General features: G+C 62.4%; 20 protein-coding genes. 12 read left to right on the plus strand and 8 right to left on the minus strand.

Translation table 11 applies throughout. The features are described 5' to 3' along the window. The first annotated feature begins 40 nt into the window (after window positions 1-40). The 5 genes from NKI16_RS02955 (at window position 41) to NKI16_RS02975 (ending at window position 6,600) form a co-directional block, all read left to right on the plus strand. Window positions 41-991 (plus strand): AEC family transporter, encoded by a 951-nt coding sequence (locus tag NKI16_RS02955; protein ID WP_352624606.1) that lies wholly within the window; start codon window positions 41-43, stop codon window positions 989-991. Between the two features lie 190 nt (window positions 992-1,181). Continuing rightward, window positions 1,182-2,639, plus strand: coding sequence for an NAD-dependent succinate-semialdehyde dehydrogenase (locus NKI16_RS02960; protein ID WP_352644749.1), 1,458 nt, complete (start codon window positions 1,182-1,184; stop codon window positions 2,637-2,639). 82 nt (window positions 2,640-2,721) lie between these two features. After that, on the plus strand, window positions 2,722-3,747 hold the full coding sequence (locus tag NKI16_RS02965) for an aldose epimerase family protein (RefSeq protein ID WP_352782371.1): 1,026 nt from the start codon (window positions 2,722-2,724) through the stop codon (window positions 3,745-3,747). A gap of 449 nt (window positions 3,748-4,196) precedes the next feature. Continuing rightward, a complete protein-coding gene (locus NKI16_RS02970; RefSeq protein ID WP_352782370.1) occupies window positions 4,197-5,933 on the plus strand; it encodes an adenylate/guanylate cyclase domain-containing protein in 1,737 nt (578 codons plus the stop codon). 97 nt (window positions 5,934-6,030) lie between these two features. Beyond that, entirely contained in the window at window positions 6,031-6,600 is a 570-nt protein-coding gene (locus tag NKI16_RS02975; protein ID WP_352840360.1) for a GNAT family N-acetyltransferase, read from the plus strand. A 493-nt stretch (window positions 6,601-7,093) separates the two neighbouring features. Here NKI16_RS02975 and NKI16_RS02980 read toward each other — a convergent pair whose 3' ends face one another. The 5 genes from NKI16_RS02980 to NKI16_RS03000 all read right to left on the minus strand — a co-directional run bounded on the left by NKI16_RS02980 (window position 7,094) and on the right by NKI16_RS03000 (window position 11,900). Next, on the minus strand, window positions 7,094-8,014 hold the full coding sequence (locus tag NKI16_RS02980; RefSeq protein WP_023676454.1) for a phosphorylase family protein: 921 nt from the start codon (window positions 8,012-8,014) through the stop codon (window positions 7,094-7,096). Window positions 8,015-8,028: 14 nt separating this feature from the next. Continuing rightward, window positions 8,029-8,820: an ABC transporter permease gene (locus tag NKI16_RS02985; protein ID WP_352624600.1), complete on the minus strand. Its 792-nt coding sequence runs from the start codon at window positions 8,818-8,820 to the stop codon at window positions 8,029-8,031. Continuing rightward, complete coding sequence (locus NKI16_RS02990; RefSeq protein WP_352782368.1) at window positions 8,813-9,700, minus strand: ABC transporter permease; 888 nt, start codon at window positions 9,698-9,700, stop codon at window positions 8,813-8,815. Before NKI16_RS02990 ends, NKI16_RS02985 begins: the two co-directional genes overlap by 8 nt. Beyond that, window positions 9,697-10,734 (minus strand): ABC transporter ATP-binding protein, encoded by a 1,038-nt coding sequence (locus tag NKI16_RS02995; RefSeq protein ID WP_023676451.1) that lies wholly within the window; start codon window positions 10,732-10,734, stop codon window positions 9,697-9,699. The genes NKI16_RS02990 and NKI16_RS02995 overlap by 4 nt, the downstream gene beginning before the upstream one ends. Before the next feature lie 125 nt (window positions 10,735-10,859). Further along, window positions 10,860-11,900: an ABC transporter substrate-binding protein gene (locus NKI16_RS03000; protein WP_023676450.1), complete on the minus strand. Its 1,041-nt coding sequence runs from the start codon at window positions 11,898-11,900 to the stop codon at window positions 10,860-10,862. A gap of 146 nt (window positions 11,901-12,046) precedes the next feature. On the opposite strand from NKI16_RS03000, the gene NKI16_RS03005 reads away from it, so the two are divergent. Continuing rightward, entirely contained in the window at window positions 12,047-13,096 is a 1,050-nt protein-coding gene (locus NKI16_RS03005; RefSeq protein ID WP_245274687.1) for a LacI family DNA-binding transcriptional regulator, read from the plus strand. 12 nt (window positions 13,097-13,108) lie between these two features. Here the strand turns inward: NKI16_RS03005 and NKI16_RS03010 are convergent, their stop codons facing one another. Beyond that, entirely contained in the window at window positions 13,109-13,693 is a 585-nt protein-coding gene (locus NKI16_RS03010; RefSeq protein ID WP_023676448.1) for a TetR/AcrR family transcriptional regulator, read from the minus strand. 107 nt (window positions 13,694-13,800) lie between these two features. On the opposite strand from NKI16_RS03010, the gene NKI16_RS03015 reads away from it, so the two are divergent. The 3 genes from NKI16_RS03015 to NKI16_RS03025 all read left to right on the plus strand — a co-directional run bounded on the left by NKI16_RS03015 (window position 13,801) and on the right by NKI16_RS03025 (window position 16,657). Next, the gene (locus tag NKI16_RS03015) at window positions 13,801-14,616 is read left to right on the plus strand and encodes an oxidoreductase (protein WP_023676447.1); all 816 of its coding nucleotides are present in this window, start codon (window positions 13,801-13,803) and stop codon (window positions 14,614-14,616) included. Window positions 14,617-14,702: 86 nt separating this feature from the next. Continuing rightward, complete coding sequence (locus NKI16_RS03020) at window positions 14,703-15,650, plus strand: alpha/beta fold hydrolase (RefSeq protein WP_023676446.1); 948 nt, start codon at window positions 14,703-14,705, stop codon at window positions 15,648-15,650. A 5-nt stretch (window positions 15,651-15,655) separates the two neighbouring features. Beyond that, the gene (locus tag NKI16_RS03025; protein ID WP_023676445.1) at window positions 15,656-16,657 is read left to right on the plus strand and encodes an NADP-dependent oxidoreductase; all 1,002 of its coding nucleotides are present in this window, start codon (window positions 15,656-15,658) and stop codon (window positions 16,655-16,657) included. Here NKI16_RS03025 and NKI16_RS03030 read toward each other — a convergent pair. After that, window positions 16,650-17,579, minus strand: a complete 930-nt coding sequence (locus tag NKI16_RS03030; RefSeq protein WP_023676444.1) for a sugar kinase — start codon at window positions 17,577-17,579, stop codon at window positions 16,650-16,652. The two genes, NKI16_RS03025 and NKI16_RS03030, sit on opposite strands and share 8 nt — an antisense overlap. Window positions 17,580-17,736: 157 nt before the next feature. Between NKI16_RS03030 and NKI16_RS03035 the strand changes: the two genes are divergently transcribed. Beyond that, on the plus strand, window positions 17,737-18,183 hold the full coding sequence (locus NKI16_RS03035) for a FixH family protein (RefSeq protein WP_023676443.1): 447 nt from the start codon (window positions 17,737-17,739) through the stop codon (window positions 18,181-18,183). A gap of 7 nt (window positions 18,184-18,190) precedes the next feature. Continuing rightward, entirely contained in the window at window positions 18,191-19,390 is a 1,200-nt protein-coding gene (locus tag NKI16_RS03040; protein WP_023676442.1) for a cytochrome-c peroxidase, read from the plus strand. A gap of 200 nt (window positions 19,391-19,590) precedes the next feature. Here the strand turns inward: NKI16_RS03040 and NKI16_RS03045 are convergent, their stop codons facing one another. Beyond that, on the minus strand, window positions 19,591-20,043 hold the full coding sequence (locus tag NKI16_RS03045) for an Lrp/AsnC family transcriptional regulator (protein ID WP_023676441.1): 453 nt from the start codon (window positions 20,041-20,043) through the stop codon (window positions 19,591-19,593). 162 nt (window positions 20,044-20,205) lie between these two features. Between NKI16_RS03045 and putA the strand changes: the two genes are divergently transcribed. Beyond that, entirely contained in the window at window positions 20,206-23,817 is a 3,612-nt protein-coding gene (gene putA, locus NKI16_RS03050; protein ID WP_023676440.1) for a bifunctional proline dehydrogenase/L-glutamate gamma-semialdehyde dehydrogenase PutA, read from the plus strand. The last annotated feature ends 13 nt before the right edge of the window (window positions 23,818-23,830 follow it).

Below are 23,830 nucleotides of genomic sequence, written 5' to 3' on the forward strand. Positions count from 1 at the left end.
GCGATTGCGCCGCCGCCGGGGCTCGCCTATCACGGGAAAAATGTCTCCGCTTACCGAAACCGTCCTCTTCGTTTTCAGTCTTGTCGGGCTCGGCTATCTTGCCGGGTTGACCGGTTATTTGAAGCCGGCGAGCGGCGAGGGCGTATCCGAATTCGCCATCAACGTGGCAATGCCGCTTTTGCTGTTCCAGACCATGGTAAAGGCCGATTTCCACGGCGTGGCGCCGTGGTCGCTATGGGGGGCTTATTTCGCGGCGGTCGCGCTTACCTGGGCTGCCGGCCATCTGGTCATTACGCGCATTTTCGGACGAGACGCCCGCGCCGGCGTCGTCGGCGGCGTATCGTCGTCCTACTCCAACGTCGTCCTGCTCGGCGCGCCCTTCATGATCGGCGTGTTCGGGCCGGCCGGGTTCGAAGTGCTGTCACTGCTCGTCTCCATTCACCTGCCGGTGATGATGATGGCCTCGATCATCCTGTTCGAGATGTTCGGCCGCGGCGGCAGCGAGCCTGTGCATCCGCTCCGCGTCGTCAGGAGCTTTCTCAGGAGGGTATTCATCAATCCGCTGATCATCGGCATACTGGCCGGGCTGGCGTGGCGCTTCACCGGTGCGCCGCTGCCGGTGCTTGCGACGCGGCTGAGCGACGCGCTGGCCGGCACGGCCGCCCCGGTGGCGCTGTTCGCCATGGGGCTCAGCCTGCGCCGTTTCGGCATTTCCGGCAATGTAAGGCCGGCGCTGGCGCTGTCGGCTCTGAAACTGTTCCTAATGCCGGCGCTGGTTCTCGGCCTGGTCTGGCTGATCGGCCTGCCGCCATTGACGGCCAAGGTGGCGGTCATGGTTGCGGCGTTGCCGTCCGGCATCAATTCCTATCTCATCGCGGTGCAGTTCAACACCGGCCAGGCGCTGGCGTCGAACCAGATGACCATCGCCACCGCCTGTGCGGTCGTGACCACTGCGTTTTGGCTGACCGTGGTCGTCCATGTTTTTGGATAAGAGCCCGGGTTTTTGGATAAGAACCCGGCTGCATCGCTCTCGCTTTGGCTGGCCCAAACCCTATATGCCATCTTGTGATTGCTTGCGGGGCTTGCCCTGGGCTAAGAGCAGTGGCTCTAGCGATGCTATCGCGCACGTCCATTCACGAAATCAGCGACCGGCCCGCCAGGTGCCGAACGGAGGCGAGATCATGCTTCAGAAAACCAGCCATTTCATGCGGCAGGCCAATCTCATCAATGGCGAATGGGTGCAGGCCGATTCAGGCCAGACGGTCGACGTCAACAATCCTGCCACCGGCCTCAAGATCGGCACCGTGCCGAAGTCGGGCAAGGCCGAGACCCGCCGCGCCATCGAGGCCGCCGACGCTGCCTTCAAGACATGGCGCAAGACCACCGCGCTCGAACGCTCGAAGCTGTTGCGCAAGCTGCACGACGCGATGATGGACAATCAGGACGTGCTGGCCGAACTACTAACCATCGAGCAGGGCAAGTCGCTGTTCGAATCGAAGGGCGAGATCGGCTCGGCCGCGTCCTACATATTGTGGTTCGCCGAAGAAGGCCGCCGCACTTATGGCGACGTCGTGCCGTCGCCCTGGGCGGACCGCCGTATCCTGGTGACCAAGGAACCGGTCGGCGTCATCGCCGCTATTACGCCATGGAATTTCCCGTCCTCGATGCTGGCCCGCAAGCTCGGTCCGGCGCTTGCCGCCGGCTGTACCGCCGTGGTTAAGCCGGCGTCGCAGACGCCTTACTCCGGCCTTGCCTGGGGCGCGCTTGCCGAGGAAGTCGGCTTCCCCAAAGGCGTGATCAATATCCTGACCGGCGCCGCCGGTGAGATCGGCGACGAGATCTGTGCCAACCCGCTGGTCAAGAAGATCACCTTCACCGGCTCGACCGAGGTCGGCAAGATCCTGATCCAGAAGTCGTCGGTGACCGTCAAGAAAGTGTCGATGGAGCTCGGTGGCAATGCGCCGTTCATCGTCTTCGACGACGCCGACATCGAGCGGGCCGTCGCTGGCGCCATCACCGCCAAGTACCGCAATTCCGGCCAGACCTGCGTCTGCACCAACCGCTTCCTGGTGCAGGCCGGCATCTATGACCAGTTCGTCGAAAAGTTGGCTGCCGCGAGCGACGGCCTGAAGGTCGGTTCCGGCCTCGAAGACGGCGTCCAGCAGGGGCCGCTGATCGACGAAAAGGCGGTGGAGAAGGTCGAGGAGCTGATTGCCGACGCTACCGCCAAGGGCGGCAAGGTCGTCGCCGGCGGCAAGCGCCACGCGCTCGGCGGCTCGTTCTTCCAGCCGACGGTGATCGCCAATGCGACGCCGAGGATGCGCTTCATGAAGGAAGAGATCTTTGGCCCGGTAGCGCCGGTGTTCAAGTTCGAGACCGAGGAAGAGGCCGTGGCACTCGCCAACGACACCGAATTCGGCCTGGCCTGCTACTTCTACACCGGCGATCTCGGCCGCGCCTTCCGGGTCATGGAAGGGCTCAAATACGGCATGGTCGGCGTCAATGAAGGGCTCATCACCACCCCTGAGGCGCCGTTCGGCGGCGTCAAGGAATCGGGCCTCGGCAAGGAAGGCGGCCATCAGGGCATCGAGGACTATCTCGACACCAAATATGTCTGCATCGGCGGACTTGGTCTCTAGAAGCCTCATGCGGTAATACCGAAAAAGACCCTGAGCCGCTTCGGAAAAGGCCAGGCTGGCGTCGAGCAACGAACTTGCGAGCATGGCGATGAAGGACGGCGAGGTTTTCGGTACGACGCAGGCGGGCGAGGAAGTCCGCCGTTTCACCATTCGTGGCGGCGGCCTTACCGCCAATATTATCGGCCTGGGTGCGATCATCCAGGATCTGCACCTGGCCGGGCACGAGGCGCCATTGGTGCTCGGCTATGATCGTTTCGAGCACTATGAGACGGATACCGCCTTCTTCGGCACTGTCGTCGGGCGCTATGCCAACCGTATCCGCGACGGCCGCTTCACGCTTGCCGGCAAACGCTACCAGACCGAGCGCAATTTCCTCGAAAAGCACACGCTGCATGGCGGTTCGCAAGGTTTTTCGCGCCGTGCCTGGGCGGTTTCGCTGCATGGCAGGGATTTTGTCACGCTGACATTGCACGACCCGGACGGCATGATGGGCTTTCCCGGCGCGCTCGACGTGACCTGCACCTACCGGCTCAAGATCCCCGGCACGCTCAGCGTCGAACTGACCGCCACCTGCGAGGAGCCGACGCTCTGCAATCTCACCCAGCATTCCTATTTCAACCTGGACGACGGCGGCGCCGGCGACATTCTCGATCACCGGTTGATGCTGAATGCCGGCGCCTATCTGCCGGTCGACGCGGATCTCATTCCGACAGGCACGGTAAAGCCGGTCGACGGCACACCTTTCGACTTTCGCCAGGCGCGGCCGCTGCGCATGGAGACCGAGGGCGAGCAACTCCCCTACGACCAGAATTTCTGCCTCGCTTCGACGCGCGGGCCGCTGAAGCAGGCATCGTGGGCGCAAGGCGCGAATTCCGACGTCGAGATGGAGCTCTGGACGACCGAGCCGGGCGTCCAGCTCTATACCGGCCAGTATCTGGCACCGTCCTCGCCTGGACTGGGCGGACGCCAGTACAAGGCGTTTTCAGGCTTCTGCCTGGAACCGCAAATCTGGCCGGATGCGCCGAACCGGCCGTATTTCCCGCAAGCCACGCTGTGGCCGGGCCAGATCTATCATCACGTGACCGAATACCGGTTCAGGCTGCCTTAGGGCATGACCCCCGGAAACCGGCATGGTTTTGCTGCGCTGACCTCCGGTTCGGAAAGGATCATGCAAAATTCAAAGTGTTATAGCGTCCTTTGCGCGTCCAATGACGCGCGGCGCTCTGGAGTCAAAACGCAATCACTCTGAACGACCGACTTCGAACCCTCTCGGACCTTTGACGCCGAGAGCCCTGACGACGCAAGTTGACCCTGAGCTGCCCTTCGTCAGCCCATTTCACTGCCCGATAGCCGACATTTGCGGCACTCGGCACTGGCCCCTTGCTGACCTTCTCCAAGACGAGCCCCAAGCGCAAGTCGTGACCCCAGTGGGGACAATCGACAGGCGCGATCACCCTATGTAGCTGCTTGGCGATCGAGCCTCGAAGTCAACCTGATAGACTTTTGAAATGGGCGGCATAAAGTTCGCTTTTCTGCTTTCAATGAAAGCAACGCGAAATGGCCGAAGAACGCGCCCAACGCCGCCTTGCCGCCATATTGGCTGCCGACGTGGTGGGCTACAGTCGACTTCTGGACCTGGACGAGCAAGGAACGTTGGCCGCTTTAAGGAGGAGGAGGAAGGAAATCCTCGAACCACTCGTCCGCGACCGTCATGGCCGTATTGTGAAAGTGATGGGTGATGGCGTTCTGGTCGAGTTCGGAAGCGCGGTGAACGCCGTGTCATGCGCCGTGGACCTTCAGAAGCGGATGGCGGCCGCAAACGAGGGTGTGACCGCCGACCGGAGAATCTACCTGCATATCGGCATCAATCTGGGCGATGTCGTTGTCGAGGACGGCGATCTGTTCGGCGACGGCGTCATTATCGCAGTGCGGCTCCAGGCAATGGCCGGGGCAGGAGATGTCTGTGTGTCCGGCAGCGTCTACGACCAAGTCAAGCGGAAGCTCGATTGCGGCTTCGACGAACTTGGTCCGCAAGCGATCAAGAACGTCACCGAACCGGTGTCTGTCTACCGGATCCGGCTGTCGACCGCATCGGACGATGGCGGGCTCGCGGAGAAAGCGCCTCTGCAGCTCCCCGCCAAGCCCTCCATTGCCGTCCTCCCCTTTACGAACATGAGCAATGATCCGGAGCAGGAGGCATTTGTCGATGGCCTCACCGAAGACTTGATCACGGATCTGTCGAGGACAAGCGAGTTGTTCGTCATCGCCAGCAACTCGGCATTTGCATACAAAGGCAGGCACGTGGATGTGCGTCGCATCGCGCGAGAACTGGGAGTTCGCCATCTTCTTGAAGGTAGTGCACGGCGGGCCGCTGGACGGGTGCGTATCAACGCCCAACTGATCGACGCGATCGCGGGTGACCACCTTTGGGCCGAAAGATTCGACCGGAGCCTAGAAGATATCTTCGCCGTTCAGGACGAGGTGACCGGCAAGATTGTCGAGGCTCTGGTTGGCCGCCTGATCGCCGCGCCGGCGCGCAACAGACCGAGCAACCTGGAGGCCTATGATCTCTGTGTGCGTGCCCGGGCCCTTGGCCTGCAAACGGCGCTCACCGCGAAAGAGGCCATTTTGCTGCTGAACCGGGCAATCGCGCTCGACCCGGAATACGCGGAGGCGCACCGTTGGCTGGCACTCAACCTCTGGCTGGGCTGGGAGTTCTGGGACGAACCGATGGACCCCAACCGCGCAAGAGCGCTCGCCGAAGCACAGCTGGCGGTCGAACTCGACCCGAACGACGCCGGGAACAGATGGGTATTGGGCGTCATACTGGGACATGAGAGTCGCTGGGTGGAATCGGATGCCGAATTCGATGCTGCCCACGAGTTGGACCCCAACCACGCCGACGCTTGGGCAATGCAGGCCGAGTTGACGACGGAAAAGGGCCGACCTGCCGAAGCCATAGAGCAGGTCCGCAGGGCACTGCGACTCAACCCTCACCCGCCCGGTTGGTATTACTGGATGTTGGGCCAGGCCCAATATGCCATGGGCGACTACGAATCCGCGATCCAAACGCTGCGCAGGTCCGAAACCTATCGCACGACTTCACGACGCCTGCTTGCAGCAAGCCTTGCGCAACTTGGCCGTTTGGAGGAAGCGCGCTGGGAGGCGAAAATGTTCATGATAAGCAATCCGCACTTCACTATCCGGCACTGGTCGGATTCGCAGCCATTCCCAGCCGAAGACGTGCGCCGGCATATCGTGGAAGGTTATCGCATGGCGGGGCTGCCAGAATGACTGTCATTGGTTATACCTTCGGCCTGCTGTCGACAGGCGTCCCAAGGCTGCCGCAGCGAATATTTTGGTCTTCTGACGGAACGAAATTCGCCATATCGTGCGTTTGTTTCGCCTCATGGTGTGCTTGAACATGGCCAGTGAAGACTTTCGGCACCGGATAGCGCGACGCGAGGACCTCGCCTCCATGATTGCGCTCATGGATGCAGCGATCTCCGAACTCCAGAAACCGTTTCTCGACGATGAACAGATCCGATCCAGCCGCGCAATCATGGGGCTGGACACGCAGCTTGTCGATGATGGCACCTATTTCGTCGTGGAGCACGACGGCGTCCTGGCAGGGTGCGGTGGCTGGAGCCGGCGCACGACCATGTATGGTGGTGATCAGTCACCGGGACGCAACGCGGCACTGCTTGATCCAGCCACGGACGCGGCGCGTATCAGAGCCATGTATACGCATCCGGATTTTGTCCGGCGAGGCGTCGGCCGCCTTATCCTTTCGCTGTGTGAACGTGCCGCTAAGGCTGAGGGCTTCCGCCGTGCCGATCTGGCAGCCACGATGGCAGGAGAGCCGCTCTATCGAGCCTGCGGCTACCAACCCGCCGAGAAATTCGTCGATGACCGTGGCGGCGCTCCGGTTCCGATCCTGATGATGAGCAAGACGCTCTGAGCTACGCTCAAAGGCCACTCGCTCGCGGCCGGCACTCGCTCCGGCCAGTATGGCAGGAGGAGGATGCTGGAGATTGAACCAGGCCATCTCGAACGAAACAGGACTTCGCCTGTACTTCCGCTCCATGGTCGAGTCGCGACCGACGTGGAGGTTTTCGCGAACGTCTCGAGATGGCGCACGTGGTAGGGTGGCGCGTTGAGTTTAACCGGATCAAACGACCATCCGCTTCGGGTCCGCATCAGGTCGTAGCGAGAACGACCGCAATGGTGAAGCGCCATGATTGTCAGCAAATGGCGCTCTGTGCTCATTCCCGCCGACTAATTCAAACGGCAAGTTCCGCCCATCTGGGCCATTGGCGGCAGCCAGTCTGATTGAGTTTTGACCCTAATCCTCAAACGCCGCCCTCAGCGTTTCGAACGTCGCAAACACGCACAATGCAGCGCCCTCGGGATTCTTGGTCGGTGGCAGAGCTTCAGCTATCTGGCGGGTTATCTCAGAACCGGCTGGAGCGTTCTTTCGGCTGAGGCGACTTCAAGCCGTGACAGGAGCATTCTGGATCAGCGGGAAGTCGCGCGGCGGTCTCCAGCGCGACCCGCGAGGCTGTCATGGAGAGACTGGGCAGCACGTCCTCCTGCAGCAATTTCTGGCGATTGCGATCCATATAGTCGTTGAAGCCTGCCGTCACGAACGCGCAAGGCACGAAACACGCGCCGATCTCGCGCGACAAGGTCGCCTCAGGGGCGATGGAATGGTTGAGTACATCCGCCCCCATGCCCCGATATGCCAAGGCTTCGGCAGGCGTTGTCAGCCGGGGCCCATAACAATGGGCAGCCACCAACTGCTGTTCGATGCCATAAACGCGGCATTCGGCTGGCCAATGACGGCGGGCCGTTTCGACCAGAACCGCCGCACATCTTGGACACACGATTTGCTTGCCCGAACAGTCAAAGCTCTGACGGTCAGGAAGCAGTGAAAACGGGGTCTGCGTCAGTTCAATGATATCGGCGGTCACCACCATGTCGCCCGGCTGGATCGCCTTGTTGACGGCGCCTACAGTCGAGCAGGCGAGAACTTGCCGTACACCCGCCCGCATCAATACCCAGAACGCGCGGCGATGGCAGGAATGGTCGATACGGTCGCGGGGATTGCCGTGCGAATACATGCACAGCGCGCGTTTTGCTCTCCCTTCCGCTGTGATCGACGCATCGAACTCGAGCAGCTTCCAGTTGTCGGTGCGACCGAAAGGTGTTTCAAAACTCATGTCGCGCCGCAAGGTGCGCACACCATCGAATTCGACATCTTCCGGGAAGGCAAGCCCCCAGTTTGCCGACCCGGTGATGATGGCCAACCCTACCTGAGGGATGTCCGTCGAATGATCCGTCAGATCGTCGGCTGCATGATAATTGGTGGGCATGTTTCCAGTCTCGGTCAGGATTTTTGGCGAAGGGTCACAATCAGGACCACGGCCACGACGATGACGGTCCACAATGTCGAGATCGCCGCAATGGTCGGATCGATCTGATCGCGCAGCGACAGGAACATAAGCTTCGGCATCGTGCTGTTGCGACCGCTTGCGATGAAGATCGAAATCACGGACTCGTCGAGCGAAGTCAGGAACGCCATCAATGTCGCTGACAGCAAGCTGATCCGAAGTTGCGGAACGATGATTCCGCCAATGGACCTGGCCCAGTTTGCACCGAGGCTGCGCGCCGCCTGAACCTGGTTCCAGTCAAAGCGGGCGAGAGCGGGTAGCAACACAATGCAGGCGACCGGAACGGCCAGCACCACATGTCCGACCAGCACACCGAATAGCGTTCCGATCAGATGTTGTGCGGCCAACACAAAGAAGAGACCGATCGCAAGCAGGATACCTGGGGTGATCGAGGGGGTCAGCAGGACGCTCTGGATGGCCGCAGCGGTCTTTCCGCCCAGCCGATTCATTGAAATGCAGGCGAGCAGCGCGAAAGGCACCGCGATCAACGCCGTCAAAGTCCCAAGGATCAAACTCGTTCTGAGCGCGGCCATCCACGTTGCCGAGCCGAAGAAGTTCTCGTACCAGCGCAACGAGTAGGCGTGCGGCGGAAACTCGAGGAGATTCGACGCCGAAAAGGAAAGCGGCACCACCACGAGCGTCGGCAGCATCAGAAATGCCATGACAAGAGCGGCAAAGCTCCAGAGCAAAATGCGGGCGAGCCTGTTTTGCGGATAGGCTTCAAGCATGGGAGGCTTCCACGGTGTTCTGGGCCACCAGACGGCGTGCCGCCAGCAACATCACACCGATCAGCGCCATAAGAACGAGGAGCAGAATGCCCAGGACGCTTGCCGACCCCCAGTCCTGAAAGGTCGATAATGTACGCTCGATCCGGGTAGAGAGCGGATTTACCTTGCCGCCGCCAAGCACCGCCGGCGTGATGAAAAAACCTATGGCGTAGATGAGGACGATGATCGAACCCGAGAAGATGCCGCCCGCCGAAAGCGGCATAATGACTGTGCGGATGACCTGCCTGAGAGTGGCTCCCATGCTCGCAGCCGCGCGAATGAGATTTGGGTCGATATCGCGCATCGCAGCATAAACAGGCAGCAGAAAAAGTGGCAGCATGTAGTGCACCATGCCGATGAGCGTTCCCGTGAAGTTGTAGACCAGCGGCAATGGCTCCGCCGTCAGGCCTGAACCGGTCAAAGCCGCGTTGATCAGGCCGTCGCGCCGCAAGAGCACGAGCCAACCATAGGTACGCACCAGAATAGAGGTCCACAGCGGCAGCATAACGAACGCCATGAGCACGTTGGCCAGCCTTGGTCTGACACTGGCCAGCGCCAGCGCCAGCGGGGTGCCGAGAACAATGCAGCCCGCCAGCGTACCCAAGGACAGTTCGAGGGTCGTGACGAGCGCCGACCACGTCAGTCCGCTCGAAAGGACCTTCTGGTAGTTGCCGACGGTGTACTCACCCCCGGTGGTCAGGAAGGATTGCCGGATGATCCAAAGGATGGGCAGTATCGCCGCCAGTCCAACGATGAACAGCGCCGGGAGCGAAAGTGAAAGAAAAAACCGCCGCTCGCGCCGCGCATCCGCCGCGAGCGCCGGGTCCCGGACGACGATCACGCCATCGCTCCCGGTATCGCGTGAACCTTCGCTGCTGGTGCATATGCGGTCATCCGCTGACCGGCGGCAAGCTCGGCGCAGCCGCCGGCCAGCGCTGCCGGAATGCAGACAAGAACCTCTTGCCCGCCGTCAAGCGCCAGCGTCAAAAGCCAGTTCTCGCCGCGGAACGCTTTGGCGCGCAGTATTCCTTCGAGAGCCACTCCGTCTCCCCCGACGAGCTTCGCATCAAGATGGAAGCTTTCGGCGCGGATCATCAGAGTTTCGCGTGATGCTTCGGCGCCGTCGATTCTGCGCGCTGAGCCCGGGGCCACAATGTTGGCCTCGCCCATGAACTCCGCGACGAAGCGGGTCGATGGACGATCATAAATCCGCTGCGGCGTATCTATCTGCTGGATGCGGCCAGAATTCATCACCGCAATCCGGTCAGACATAATCAGCGCTTCGCGCTGGTCGTGGGTTACATAGATCGTGGTGATCCGTAGATGATCATGCAGACGCCGGATCTCATACTGCATGGTCTCGCGCAGGTTCTTGTCGAGCGCCGACAGCGGCTCGTCCATCAACATCACGCGCGGTTCGAAGACGATAGCCCGCGCCAATGCCACCCGTTGACGTTGGCCGCCGGATAGTGCGGCAATATTGCGCTCCGCCAGACCATCCAGCTTCACGCGGGCCAAGGTATCAAGCGCCCGCTGACGCGCCTCCGCTCTCGGTACCTTGCGCAGCACCAGCGGATACGCGACATTCGCCAGGACATTCATGTGCGGAAACAAGGCGTAATTCTGGAATACTATGCCGATGTCTCGTTTGTCGGGCGGCAGGCGGGTGATGTCTCGATCGCCCAAGAAAAGTTTACCGGAATCCGGCCTGACAAAACCGGCCAGAGCCATGAGTAACGTGGTCTTGCCCGATCCCGATGGTCCAAGCAGCGTGAGGAATTCGCCAGCCTGAATGTCGAGCGAAACATCATCCAGTGCGACGTAGGACCCATAAGCCTTGTGCACGCTTTCGATGGTGATCGCGAGCGACTTCATCATGTGCTCCAGCCTTGAAGCGCATCGCGTTCGACCGGCTTCACGCGACGCGCTTTAGGTTCTTGTTTTCATGCATGTCGTTGTCGCGCTGCACATTTTTGCGCGACATGCGTCAGAGCTGAGAGTCAGCGAGCCATCATTTCATCGAAGGCTCTTTGGGCAGCCTCGCCATTCTTGACCCACCATTCTGAATTGGAAAACACCGAAGTGCCAGCATTTTCAGGTGCGGTCGCAAGGGTCTTCAGACGGTCCTCGGGAATAAGGCCACCCTCATATGCCGCAGGATTGACTGGGCCGTAGGCAATGAAATCGGTCAGCTTGGCAACCCGCGCGGGCTGCGTCATCGCTGCGATGAGCTTCATCGCGGCTTCCTTGTTCGGCGCTCCCTTCGGCACCCCAAGACAGTCCGTGCCGATGACCGAACCCTTGAACGTGTAGTCAGCCGCGCCGCCATCTGCTTTCACGGTTTGCGCGCGTCCGTTCCAGGTAATGACCAAATCCGCCTCACCGTCTTTCAGCAACTGCGCGGACTGGGCGCCCGAGGTCCACCACACGGCGACATCTGGTTTGATCGCTTCAAGCCGCTTGATGGCGCGCTCTAGCCCTTCCGGGGTGCTGAGCACGGAATAGACGTCCGCCGGTGCCACGCCATCGGAGAGCAGCGCGATCTCGATCGAGTCTTGCGCATTGGCGCGCAACGCGCGACGGCCAGAAAATTTGGCAACATCCCAGAATTCCGCCCATGTCTTCGGCGGGTTCTCGCCATAGGTCTTGGTGTTCCACGACATGACGGTGCCATAGGAGTCAAACGGATAGCAGTAGTCGGACTTCGCACCCTCCGGGACGGATTTCGGATCGATGATCTTGTAGTCGAGTGGCTCCAGCAGCGATTGTGCGGCGGCCTGGGCACCTTCCGGTGAGCCCAGGTGAATGACGTCGGTCGTGACCGCACCCGAGGTGACCTGCATCTTCAAGGCGGCCAGGCCGTCGCTTAGGGTCTCCTCGCGGACATCATAGCCAAGCTCTTTTGCAGCAGGGCCCCACATGGCTTCCTTCATGGCGTTACCATAATCCCCACCTGCGGTCGTGATGGTGACTGTTTGCGCATGAACGGGCAGGGCAGCCGAGATTGCGAATGCTGTTAAGGAAATGCGTAGCCAGGACATAGGTTCTCCTCCCCAACTTTATCAAACATCGCTCAAAAGAGCCATTATTTTGTAATCGTAACGTTACGATTGCATCTCAATGCGCTGGAGTCAAGCTGCTTCCTACGGGAGTTTCGATTGACCGGGATGTCGAATTCGGTAACGTTATGGCGGTCAGCAAATCAGCCGGCGCTTTCGCAAATGAAGTCGGGCGAACAATGGCCAATCTAAAGCAGATCGCCGCGGAACTTTCCCTGTCGGTGACCACGGTTTCCCGCGCTCTGAAAGATGGACCGGAAGTGCAGCCCTCGACCATAGCCCGCGTCAAGGAGGCGGCTAAGCGGGTCGGCTATTTACCAAATCATCATGGTCGCGCGCTCAAAACCGGTCGAACGCAGACGCTGACGGCCGTACTCCCGATGGAAACACGAGACCATCTGTCCGATCTGTTGAAGCTTCCTTTAATCGAAGGCATGACGCTGGCGGCGCGGCAAGCCGGTTATAGTCTGTCCATCTATTCCACCACTCCCGACGACGATCCCGTTGAGAGTGTGCAGCGGCAGCTTCAGGCTCGCAGCGCAGACGGCCTGGTCATCACGCGCCTGGTGTCGGCTGATCCGCGCGTCAAGCTGCTGCTGGATAAACGCATGCCGTTCGTCGCGTTTGGAAGAACCGACATGGATATCGCGTATCCTTATGTCGATGTCGACAATGAACAGATTGCCTACGAGGCGACCCGGCGGCTCATGGATAAGGGCTGTCGACGCATTGCGCTGCAACTTCTCGTTCCGGAGGACCAGGCGAGTGCCATGCGTCTTTCCGGGTATGGAAGGGCAATGGCCGAGGCTGGTATTCCGATCGACCCATCGTTGATCGGTCATGGCATGTTCACCATGGAATCGAGCGCAGGCTGGTTCGATCGCTTGCTGGCGTCATCAGATCCGCCAACGGGCTTGGCGTGCGCCAACGAACTGGGCCTTCTGGGAGCGTTGCACGCTCTCGGCAAGCGGGGTCTTACACCAGGCCGCGACGTCCACATCGTCACCCGTGACAGCACGCGGCTGGCACGCTTCCTGCCGGCAAAGATCGGAGTTCATTCCGTGGATATGGCGGGTGTTGGACGCAAACTTATCGAAGTCCTGGAGAGCCGGATCATCAATCCGCTTGGGCCGGTGGAGACAGTCTTGGTGCAAGGCAGATTCGAGCCGGCCGAATAATCCGGGCTGCCCTCAGGGGGCCACCTCGTCTTGAACCGGCCGGATCAGCGCCTTTGCGGCAACTGCTCCCGCCGCAAGGATGCGATCCGACAATTCCGTCCCTTCCACGGCGCGCGCGAGTTGAAGCGCGCCGATGAGCGTTGCAAACATGCCCAACGCAGCGCCCTCGGGATCCTCGGTCGGCGGCAGAGCTTCGGCTATCTGGCGCACCAGGGATTGAACGCGCTCGGCATAGAGGGCTCGCGTTTCAGGCGGCTGCCGCGCGATTTCCGGCAACAACGCGGCCGAAGCACAACCCTTTCCAGGATTGTCCCGGTGCTCGGCCGATAGATACGTCTCTATGGCCATTTCCGGACCGCCGGCGGCCAACGCTTCCTGCACTTGATGCGACTGCGCGTCCAGCGCCGCCGCCACGCTTTCACGGACGAGCTCCGCCTTGGACTGGAAGTGCGGATAGAAGGCGCCGTTCGTCAGCCCGGCGTCGCTCATGATGGTCGCCAGCCCGGACGCCGCGATGCCGTCAGATCGAAAACGTTCGGCGGCGACCTCCATGATCCGGCTGCGTGACGCGTCTTTTCGGCCCTTTTCGTAGCGCATGGTCTTTCTTTCCTGTCCTGCTATTGCATTATGTTCATAATCTGATATTACGACCATAATTCAATTCGTGGAAATAAGCTAGACCTCTCGAACCTGGAACATCAAAAATGAATGGGAATTCTGAAAAAACCGCAATCGTGACCGGAGCCTCCTCGGGCATCGGCCGCGCCAGCGCCGAGGCCTTGGCGCGGGCGGGTTTCACTGTCTTCGGGACAAGTCGCCGCAAGACCAGTAATGGTCCGGGCGGAGTGACCATGCTGGCATGCGACGTGACCGATGATGCGGCCGTCAATGCGCTCGTTGCCACCGTGCTTGCGCAGACTGGCCGGATCGACCTCCTGGTCAACAATGCCGGTGTCGGTCTGCTAGGAGGCGCCGAGGAATCCTCGGTCGCACAGGTACAAGCCCTATTCGACGTCAATCTGTTCGGCGTCATGCGGATGACCAATGCGGTGTTGCCGTCGATGCGGCGGCGCGGCGAAGGGCGCATCATCAATATCGGCTCGATTCTGGGACTGGTACCCGCGCCATACACAGCTCATTACTCGGCGGTCAAGCACGCGCTCGAAGGCTATTCGGAATCGCTCGACCACGAGGTGCGCGCCTTCAACGTCCGCGTTTCCGTCATCGAGCCGGCATTCGTCCGCACCGTCTTCGACCAGAACGGCATCGAGCCGGATTCGCTGTTGAAGGAATACGATCGGGCTCGAGCCGGGTTCAAGGCGCTGCTGGGCGATGTGATGCCCAAGGCCGATCGGCCGGAAGTGGTGGCGGATGTGGTTGTCAAGGCAGCGACCGATGCCCGTCCGCGGCGGCGCTATACCGCTGGTAAGGCAGCGCGCCAGGTCAGCCTGCTGCGCCGCTTTGCCCCCGCGGGGATTTTCGACAAGAGCCTGCGCAAGCAGTTCCGACTGCCGGTCTGAACAACGGCGAGCCAGAGGATTTCACGCACATGCGACTAGCAACTACGACACATTTGGCCAGGCCCTTCGAAACGGAGGCGCCAAGCATGACACATAGATCCAATCGGTCGCCGCGTTCACCGGCGTTGTTCCAGGACGCGCCAACGCGCTCGGTCGATGTCGGCGGCATAGCTTTTGCGTACAGGGAACTCGGGCCCAGGACGGGCGTGCCGGTGATCCTGCTCAACCATCTGGCTGCTCAGCTGGACAATTTTGATCCGCGCATCGTCGATGGCCTCGCTGCGACCCGGCGGGTGATTGCCTTCGACAATCGCGGCATCGGTGCTTCGGGTGGCAAAACTCCGTCGACCATTTCCGGCATGGCGCGGGATGCGGTCGCCTTTGTCCGGGCGCTGGGGTTCGAAGAAGTCGATCTCTTCGGCTTTTCACTCGGCGGCTTCGTGGCGCAAGAGATTGTGCTGACCGAGCCCAAGCTTGTGCGCAAACTCATCCTGGCTGGCACGGGGCCGGCCGGTGGGCAAGGCATCGACAGGGTGACGCCGCTGACGATCGTGGACATGATCAAGGGCGCGCTGACTTTTCGGGATCCGAAGTACTATCTCTTCTTCACAAGAACGCCGAATGGCCGCCGCGCCGCAAACGCATTTCTGCGACGGTTGAAAGAGCGCCGGAATAACCGGGACAAAGCGGTATCGCTGAGTGCGTTCGGCGCGCAACTCAAGGCGATCAAGGCCTACGGACTCCAGGCGCCACAAGACCTGAGCACCATCCGCATTCCCACTTTGGTTGCGAATGGCGACCAGGACAGGATGGTGCCGAGCAGCAATACCTATGATCTCGCCGGGCGTATCCCGGGGGCGCATCTGGTTATCTATCCGGATGCCGGGCATGGCGGGGTATTTCAGAACTACGCCGATTTTGTCCCGAAAGCCCTGTCCTTCCTCGAGGCTGAGGCCTTGCCGCAGGGCGGCCATGCAGCTGAAAACGTTCGGCTTGTTTCGTCCCGAACAACAACAGACATTCTTAGAAAGTAACTGCCATGAAGGCATTCGTTGTCGATAAGTATAATAAAAAGGGCACCCTGAGGCTGGCCGAAATGCCGGAGCCGGAGCTCCAGGACAGCGATGTCTTGGTCGAGGTCCATGCCGCAGGGGTGAACCTGCTCGATTCCAAGGTCACAACCGGAGAATTCAAGCTCATCTTGCCCTACCGCCGGCCCTTCATCCTGGGCCACGACGTGGCTGGGAAGGTTATCCGCGTGGGATCGAAAGTCAGCAAGTTCAAGGCAGGCGACGAGGTCTATGCGCGGCCGCGCGATGGCCGGATTGGGACATTCGCCGAATTCATTGCCGTGAATGAGGCCGACGTAGCCTTGAGGCCCGAGAATCTCAGTATGGAAGAGGCGGCGTCGATTCCCCTGGTCGGTCTCACCGCCTGGCAGACGCTCATCGAACGGGCAAACCTGAAGAAGGGACAGAAGGTCTTCATTCAGGCTGGTTCCGGCGGCGTCGGGACATTTGCTATTCAGTTAGCCAAGCACCTCGGCGCGACCGTTGCGACAACCGCGAGCGCGGCGAGTGCCGATCTGGTCAAAAGTCTCGGCGCCGATGTCGTCGTCGATTACAGGAAAGACGACTTCGAGAAAGTTCTGTCGGGCTACGATGTCGTCTTGAACAGCCAGGACGCCAAGACACTGGAAGAATCCCTGAGCGTGCTGAAACCGGGTGGCAAGCTCATCTCCATCTCCGGTCCACCGGATCCCGAATTTGCCAGGGAAAAGGGACTGAACTTGATGCTGAGGCTGGTGCTGCGCTTCCTGAGTCGCGGAATTCGGGCCAAAGCCAAGCGCCGCGGCGTGCAGTTTTCGTTCCTTTTCATGTGGGCGCAGGGCGATCAGCTGAGCAAAATCACCGCTCTCATCGAAGCCGGCGCGATCCGCCCGGTTGTGGATCGGGTCTTTCCATTCGAAGCGACCAATGACGCTCTGGCCTATGTCGAAACAGGACGCGCCAAGGGCAAGGTCGTCATCAAGGTCAGATAGCAGTTGCCTCGAACGCAGCCTTGAGCGTCTCGAACGGCGCCAGGGCGCCGCGCACCTGCACGACGGCGGCGGCGACGCGATGGGCGCGCAGCACCGCCTCTGCCGGGGCATGGCTGGCAAGGCGAGCGGCGAGATAGGCGCCGTTGAAGGAGTCGCCGGCGCCGGTGGTGTCGACCGGGGTGGCGACGTGTACCGCCGGCACCGATTGCAAGGTTCCGTTTTGCGCGATCAGCGCCGGTTCCTCGCCGTTCTTGACGACGACTTCGCCGACCAGCTTTCGCAGCCGTTCAGCTGTTTTCTGCGGTGTCGTATCACCAAACAGCATCTGCTCGTCGGGAAAGGTCGGGAGCGCGATGTCGGCGACGGCGAGCGCCTCGAGGATCGCGGCCTGCGCTTCCTCGCTTTGGCGCCATAGCCGCGGCCGGTAGTTGGGATCGAAGGCGATCAGCGAGCCGGCCGCGCGCGCCTTGGCCACGGCCGTCAGCAGCACCGTGCGTGCGTCGTCGTCGAGGATTGCCAAAGTTATACCGGAAAAATAGACAAGCGCCTGGTTTTCAAGGCTTTTCTGCAAAGCGGCTGGGTCCGAAGCCAACTGCCTTGCGGCCGCATCGGCCCGCCAATAGGTGAAAGAACGTTCGGCGCCGGTCAGCGTGATCGCATAGAGGCCGGGGCGGGCGCCCGCTATCACCGGGCTGGCGCCGATGCCGATGCCGTTCTCGGCCAGGAACTTGATCTGGTCGCGTGAGAACGGGTCGTCGCCGAAGGCCGACACATAGGTCGCCGGCCGGTCGCCGCTCAAGGCATGCAGCGCCCATAAAGTGTTGAACGTGTCGCCGGCAAAGCCCATGCGCCAGTTCGGCCCGGCCTGGCCCGAAAGCTCGAGCATGCACTCGCCGATCGAGGCGATGCCGTTTCCTGCCATGAAGCACTCCTCCATCCTGCAATTGCGGTGCTGTAGCTTTTTGCAACCGGCAGCGCCATGCTTGGCAACGGCGGATTCTTGCACTGGGCGCGATTTCCCACAGGGGCGTGGGACGCGATCTGCCCAGCGAAACGTTATCCGCAGAACAGGAATGGGTTTGGCATCGTTATGGCGTTATCTTCTTGGAGGCCTCGGCCTGGCTGCCTTGCTCGCCGGCGTGCTGGCAATCGTCTATCTGACGGCGCCGCGTGCGCCGCAACCAAGCTCGGATGTAGGCCGTTCCAAGACGACGGCGAACAAGCTGTTCGTGGCGACTTTCGAGCCCGAGAAAGGCGTCATCCGGCAGGGCGAACTGGAATCCTGGCTGCTCACGCTCAAAACCGTCGAGGGTGCGCCGGTGGAAGGTGCTGCGATAACGATTTCCGGCGGCATGCCGCAGCACAAGCACGGTCTGCCGACCAGCCCGCAGGCGACCGATTACCTCGGCGAGGGACGCTATCGCATCGACGGCGTGAAATTCACGATGAGCGGGTGGTGGCAATTGCATTTTGCCATCTCCGCCGCGGCCGGCTCGGACACTGTCGTCTTCAACGTGGTGCTGTGAGCCATAGATGAGCCGGTTTTCCAGTCTTCTCGCGTTGGTGATGGTGGCGGTGCTCGCCGGCTGCGGCAGACCGGAGTTTTCCGACGCCGAGAAGCAGACCATCGCCTCATTGGCGCTGTCGAGGCTGCCGCCGCTGAAGCCCGATACCACCAATCGCTTTGCCGACGTGCCGGCCGCCGCGGCACTCGGCTCGACGCTGTTCTTCGACACCGGGATGAGCGGCGGCGGCACGGTATCCTGCTCGACCTGCCACAAGATCGACCGCCAATTCCAGGACGACCTGCCGCAAGCGGTCGGCGTCGGCCGCACCAACCGGCGGACCATGCCGCTGGCCGGCGTCGCGCATGATCCCTGGTTCTTCTGGGACGGGCGGCGCGACAGCCTGTGGGCGCAAGCGCTGACACCGCTCGAAAATCCGCTGGAGCAGGCCGGCAACCGCGCCGCCTTCGCGCATTACATCAAGGCCCGCTTCGGCGAGCGCTACGAGCGCATCTTCGGGCCGCTGCCGGACCTTTCGGGCGTGCCGGCCAATGCCAGCCCGCTCGGCACCGATGCCGAGAGGGCGGCCTGGAACGCCATGCCCGCCAGCCAAGCCGAGGAGGTCAATCGCGTCTTTGCCAATATCGGCAAGGCGATCGCCGCCTTCGAGCGCTCGATCGCGCCGCCGCAGACGCGCTTCGACCGCTTTGCCATTGATTTGGTGGCCGGCGCCAAGCCGAAAGGCGACGCCGCCTTTTCGTCGGAGGAAATCCTCGGCCTGAAATTGTTCATCGGCAAGGCCAATTGCGTGACGTGCCACAACGGCCCGCGTTTTACCGACGGCAGCTTCCACAACACCGGCGTGCCGCCGGTCGCGGGCCTGCCGCCGGATCGCGGCCGCGTCGACGCGGTGGCGCAGGTCGAGGCCGATCCGTTCAACTGTTTCGGCGCCTTTCGCGACGGCGATGCCAGCGCCTGCCGCGAGTTGCGCTTCATGGTCAAGACCGGGCCGGAACTCGTCCGCGCCTACAAGACGCCGTCGCTGCGCGGTGGCGCCACCCGTCCGCCCTACATGCATGCCGGGCAGTTTTCCTCGCTGGACGAGGTGGTGGCGCATTATTCGAAGGCGCCGGCAAGTGTCGAGGGTGTGTCAGAGGTCCACCCGCTGCAGCTTTCGGATCGCGAACGCGCGGCGCTGGTGGCGTTCCTGAAGACGCTGGCGGAGTGAGGGTGGCGGGGTAGCGATCCTTCGCGCCCCCCTCTGTCCTGCCGGACATCTCCCCCTCTAGTGGGGAGATTGGCAGCTTCGGTGCGCCGTTCACTCCTGCGACGTTTAGAGATTGGCGAAAGCGGCAGTGACAACCGATCTCCCCCCTGGAGGGGGAGATGTCCGGCAGGACAGAGGGGGCGCTGTCCCGCCGGCGTTTCCTACCGATCCTTCACCGTCTCCATCGCGACAAACGTCGAGGTCTGGGCAACGTGCGGCAGGGCGGAGATGCGCTCGCCGAGCACGCGGCGGTAGGCGGCGATGTCGGTGGTGCGGACCTTCAGCAGATAGTCAAAGCTCGACGCCATCATGTGGCACTGCTCGATCTCCGGCACCGCCTGCACGGCGCGGTTGAAGGCGTCGAGCGCGGCCGAGCGGGTGTCAGACAGTTTCACCTGGACGAAGGCGACATGGCCTTCGCCCATGCGCTCGCGGTCGATGATCGCCTGGTAGCCCCTGATGAAGCCGTCCTTCTCCAGCCGTTTCACCCGCGCCTGCACCGGCGTCTTCGACAGGCCGACTTTCGCCGCCAGTTCCGACATGGAAAGCCGGCCATTGCTGCCCAGAGCCGACAGGATGTTCCTGTCGATCCGGTCCAATTGGTCTTCTGTCACTGGATTCCTGGTCGAATTGGAGGTGATCAGTCGTAATGATAGATCGATCGATCTGTCTTGTCGATTTCTTTGGACCGACCGCAATCCCTACTTATGTTAGCTTGCGCCATTCGGTCCGGTGACCGCCGGCCCGCTCCCTTATGCTCGTTCTACAGGACCGCCATGCCAGCGCTCGACACCATCCGCCAGCAGATCCGTGCCAATTATTTGCCCGACGAAGACCAGGCGGTGAAGCGGCTGGCCGAGGCGGCCGGGCTGTCCGTGCAAGACCGCAAGGCGATTTCGGCCCGTGCCGCCGATCTGGTGCGCGCGGTGCGCGGCTCGTCCGATCCGCGGCTGATGGAGGTCTTCCTGTCCGCCTACGGCCTCTCGACCAAGGAGGGCGTGGCGCTGATGTGCCTGGCCGAGGCGCTGCTGCGCGTGCCCGACACCGAGACGATGGACGACCTCATCGCCGATAAGATCGCGCCGCACGACTGGTCGGCACATTCGGGCGGCTCGAGCTCGATCTTCATCAATGCGTCGACCTGGGCGCTGATGCTGACCGGCCGCGTGCTCGACGAAGGCGAGGGCGGCATCGAAGGCACGCTGCGCGCCATGGTGCGCCGGCTCGGCGAGCCGGTCATCCGCAAGGCGGTTGCGGCGGCGATGCGCGAGATGGGCGAGCAGTTCGTGCTCGGCCGCACCATTGCCGAGGCGGTCAGGCGCGGCCGACCGATGACGCAGAAGGGCTATCTCTATTCTTTCGACATGCTGGGCGAGGCGGCCCGCACCGAGGCCGACGCGCTGCGCTACCTCAAGGCCTATGCCGATGCCATCTCTTCGCTCGATGCCGGCGCCAACGGCCCCGACATCCGCCAGAACCACGGCATTTCGGTAAAACTGTCGGCGCTGCATCCGCGCTATGAAGTGACGCAGAAGGAAACGATGCTGCCCGTCATGGCCGAGCGGCTGCTGTCGCTGGCGCTGGCGGCGCGCCATTCGCGCATGGGCCTCAACATCGACGCCGAGGAAGCCGACCGCCTCGATTTGTCGCTCGACGTCATCGAGCGGGTGCTGGCCGAACCGGAGCTTGCCGGCTGGAACGGCTTTGGCGTCGTCGTCCAGGCCTATGGCCCGCGCGCCGCCTTCGTCATCGACTGGCTCTACGAATTGGCGAGGAAATACGACCGCAGCATCATGGTGCGGCTGGTCAAGGGCGCTTATTGGGATACCGAGATCAAGCGGGCGCAGACGCTCGGGCTCGACGGCTATCCGGTTTTTACCCGCAAGGCCAATACCGACGTCTCCTACCTGGCCTGCGCGAAGAAGCTTTTGTCGATGACCGACCGCATCTACCCGCAATTCGCCACCCACAACGCCCACACCGTCGCCGCCATTCTGTCGATGACGACGGACCGCGATACATTCGAGTTCCAGCGGCTGCATGGCATGGGCGAGGCGCTGCATGAGACGGTGCGGCGGACCGAAGGCACGCGCTGCCGCATCTATGCGCCGGTCGGCGCGCATTCCGACCTGCTCGCCTATCTGGTCCGCCGGCTGCTGGAGAACGGCGCCAATTCCTCCTTTGTCCACCAGCTCACCGACGAGGAAGTCGAGCCCGAGGATATTGCTCGCGACCCGCTCGAAACCGTCGAGAAACAGGGTCCCGCCGCCAATCCGGCTATCCCCCGCCCGCCGGCGATCTTCGGTGCGGCCCGCCGCAATTCCAAGGGCTTCGATATCACCGACACGCCGACGCTGGCGGCGATCGACAAGGCCAGGGCCGAGTTCGCCGGGCCGGACCGCTGGCACGCCAAGCCGGTCAGCCGCGCTGCCGGCTATGGCAAGCAGCGTCCGGTGGTCAATCCGGCAAAACCTTCCGAAGTGGTCGGCACGGTGAGCGAGGCCGGCGCCAAGCAGGTCGAGACCGCGGTACGCATAGCGGTGGAGGCACAACCGGCATGGGCAAGACGCCCGGTCGCCGAGCGCGCTGCCATCCTCAACCGGGCGGCCGATCTCTACGAGGCGAACGCCGTCGAGTTCTTTGCGCTCGCCGCCCGCGAAGCCGGCAAGTCGCTCGCCGACGGCGTTGCCGAGGTGCGCGAGGCGGTCGATTTCCTGCGCTACTATGCGGCCGAGGCCGCCAATGCCGAGGCGGGCACCGAGGCGCGCGGCGCCATCGCCTGCATCTCGCCGTGGAATTTTCCGCTCGCCATCTTCACCGGCCAGATTGCAGCGGCACTCGTCACCGGCAATTCGGTGATCGCCAAGCCAGCCGAACAGACGCCGCTGATCGCCTTCCGCGCTGTCCAGCTGCTGCGCGAGGCCGGCGTGCCGGAAGACATCATCCAGCTTCTGCCCGGCGACGGCCCCACGGTCGGCGGCCCGCTGACCGCCGATCCGCGCATTGCCGGCGTCTGCTTCACGGGCTCGACCGAGGTCGCCAAGCTGATCGAAAAGCAGCTCGCCGAGACCGCCGTGCCCGACGCCATGCTGATTGCCGAGACCGGCGGCCTCAACGCCATGATCGTCGATTCCACCGCACTTCCCGAACAGGCGGTGCGCGACATCCTCGCCTCCGCCTTCCAGAGCGCCGGCCAGCGCTGCTCGGCATTGCGCATTCTCTACGTGCAGAAGGACGTCGAGAAGAAGATGCTTGAGATGCTGAAAGGCGCGATGGAAGCGCTCAGCCTCGGCGACCCGTGGCGGATATCGACCGATGTCGGCCCGGTCATCGATGACGAGGCGCAAGCGTCGATCCGTGACTATTGCACCAAAATGGGCCTGCAGGGCCGGCTGATCGCCAAGCTCGAAGCGCCGAAGGACGGCCGCTTCGTTGCGCCGCACGTCTTTCGGGTCAAGGGCATCGAGGAGTTGGAGCGCGAGGTGTTCGGGCCGGTGCTGCATGTCGCCACCTTCGATGCCGACGAGATCGATGCGGTGATCGCTGCGATCAACCGCAAAGGCTATGGCTTGACCTTTGGCCTGCACACCCGCATCGAAGGCCGCGCCCAGCATTTCGTCGATGGCATCCATGCCGGCAACATCTACGTCAACCGCAACCAGATCGGCGCCGTCGTCGGCGCGCAGCCGTTCGGCGGCGAGGGCCTTTCCGGCACCGGGCCGAAGGCCGGCGGGCCACATTATCTCCGGCGCTTCCGCAAGGGGCCGGAAGCCGGCACCCATCTTGCCGAAGGCCGCAAGGTGACGGCGACCGAGCTCGCCGACAATCTGCCGGACCCGGCCTTTGGCGGCTGGTCGACGCGGCCGGATCGCGTCGCCATCCTGAGGAAACATCTGCGCGGCAAGGGTGCCGCGGCTATCGGCACTGCCGCCGGCATCGATTTCGGCCAGGTCGACCTGCCCGGGCCGACCGGTGAGGCCAACACGCTGTCGCTGTCGCCGCGCGGCCGCGTGCTCTGCCTTGGCCCGGACGCAGATACGCTGCTTGCCCAGACGATCCAGGCGCTGGCCGCCGGCAATGCGGTGCTCGCCGTCGCGCCCGGCGCGCCGGCAGCACTTTCGTCACTGACCGGCAAGGGACTGCCGCTGGCGGCCATCGACGGCAGACCGGACCCGGTCGAAGCGCGCTCGCTGCGGGTCGATGTCGTTGCCTTTTCCGGCACGCCCGAGGCCGCGCGCATCGTGCGCAAGGTCATCGCCGAGCGCGCCGGCCCGATCGTGCCGCTGATCAGCGAAGTCTATTATCCGGCCGCCTACGCCCACGAGCGCGCCGTCTGCGTCGACACCACGGCGGCGGGCGGCAATGCCAGCCTGCTGGCCGCTGCGTAGGTTCGCCAGGGCT

Origin of the sequence: Mesorhizobium sp. M0698 (genome assembly GCF_040320455.1) — a bacterium.
Lineage (GTDB): Bacteria > Pseudomonadota > Alphaproteobacteria > Rhizobiales > Rhizobiaceae > Mesorhizobium.

Excerpts from the sequence above, each read along its gene's own strand:
- NKI16_RS02955 (WP_352624606.1), top strand. The coding sequence starts at position 41 with ATGTCTCCGCTTACCGAAACCGTCCTCTTCGTTTTCAGTCTTGTCGGG.
- NKI16_RS02960 (WP_352644749.1), top strand. The coding sequence starts at position 1,182 with ATGCTTCAGAAAACCAGCCATTTCATGCGGCAGGCCAATCTCATCAAT.
- NKI16_RS02965 (WP_352782371.1), top strand. The coding sequence starts at position 2,722 with ATGGCGATGAAGGACGGCGAGGTTTTCGGTACGACGCAGGCGGGCGAG.
- NKI16_RS02970 (WP_352782370.1), top strand. The coding sequence starts at position 4,197 with ATGGCCGAAGAACGCGCCCAACGCCGCCTTGCCGCCATATTGGCTGCC.
- NKI16_RS02980 (WP_023676454.1), bottom strand. The coding sequence starts at position 8,014 with ATGCCCACCAATTATCATGCAGCCGACGATCTGACGGATCATTCGACG.
- NKI16_RS02985 (WP_352624600.1), bottom strand. The coding sequence starts at position 8,820 with ATGCTTGAAGCCTATCCGCAAAACAGGCTCGCCCGCATTTTGCTCTGG.
- NKI16_RS02995 (WP_023676451.1), bottom strand. The coding sequence starts at position 10,734 with ATGAAGTCGCTCGCGATCACCATCGAAAGCGTGCACAAGGCTTATGGG.
- NKI16_RS03000 (WP_023676450.1), bottom strand. The coding sequence starts at position 11,900 with ATGTCCTGGCTACGCATTTCCTTAACAGCATTCGCAATCTCGGCTGCC.
- NKI16_RS03005 (WP_245274687.1), top strand. The coding sequence starts at position 12,047 with ATGGCGGTCAGCAAATCAGCCGGCGCTTTCGCAAATGAAGTCGGGCGA.
- NKI16_RS03010 (WP_023676448.1), bottom strand. The coding sequence starts at position 13,693 with ATGCGCTACGAAAAGGGCCGAAAAGACGCGTCACGCAGCCGGATCATG.
- NKI16_RS03015 (WP_023676447.1), top strand. The coding sequence starts at position 13,801 with ATGAATGGGAATTCTGAAAAAACCGCAATCGTGACCGGAGCCTCCTCG.
- NKI16_RS03020 (WP_023676446.1), top strand. The coding sequence starts at position 14,703 with ATGACACATAGATCCAATCGGTCGCCGCGTTCACCGGCGTTGTTCCAG.
- NKI16_RS03025 (WP_023676445.1), top strand. The coding sequence starts at position 15,656 with ATGAAGGCATTCGTTGTCGATAAGTATAATAAAAAGGGCACCCTGAGG.
- NKI16_RS03030 (WP_023676444.1), bottom strand. The coding sequence starts at position 17,579 with ATGGCAGGAAACGGCATCGCCTCGATCGGCGAGTGCATGCTCGAGCTT.
- NKI16_RS03040 (WP_023676442.1), top strand. The coding sequence starts at position 18,191 with ATGAGCCGGTTTTCCAGTCTTCTCGCGTTGGTGATGGTGGCGGTGCTC.
- putA (WP_023676440.1), top strand. The coding sequence starts at position 20,206 with ATGCCAGCGCTCGACACCATCCGCCAGCAGATCCGTGCCAATTATTTG.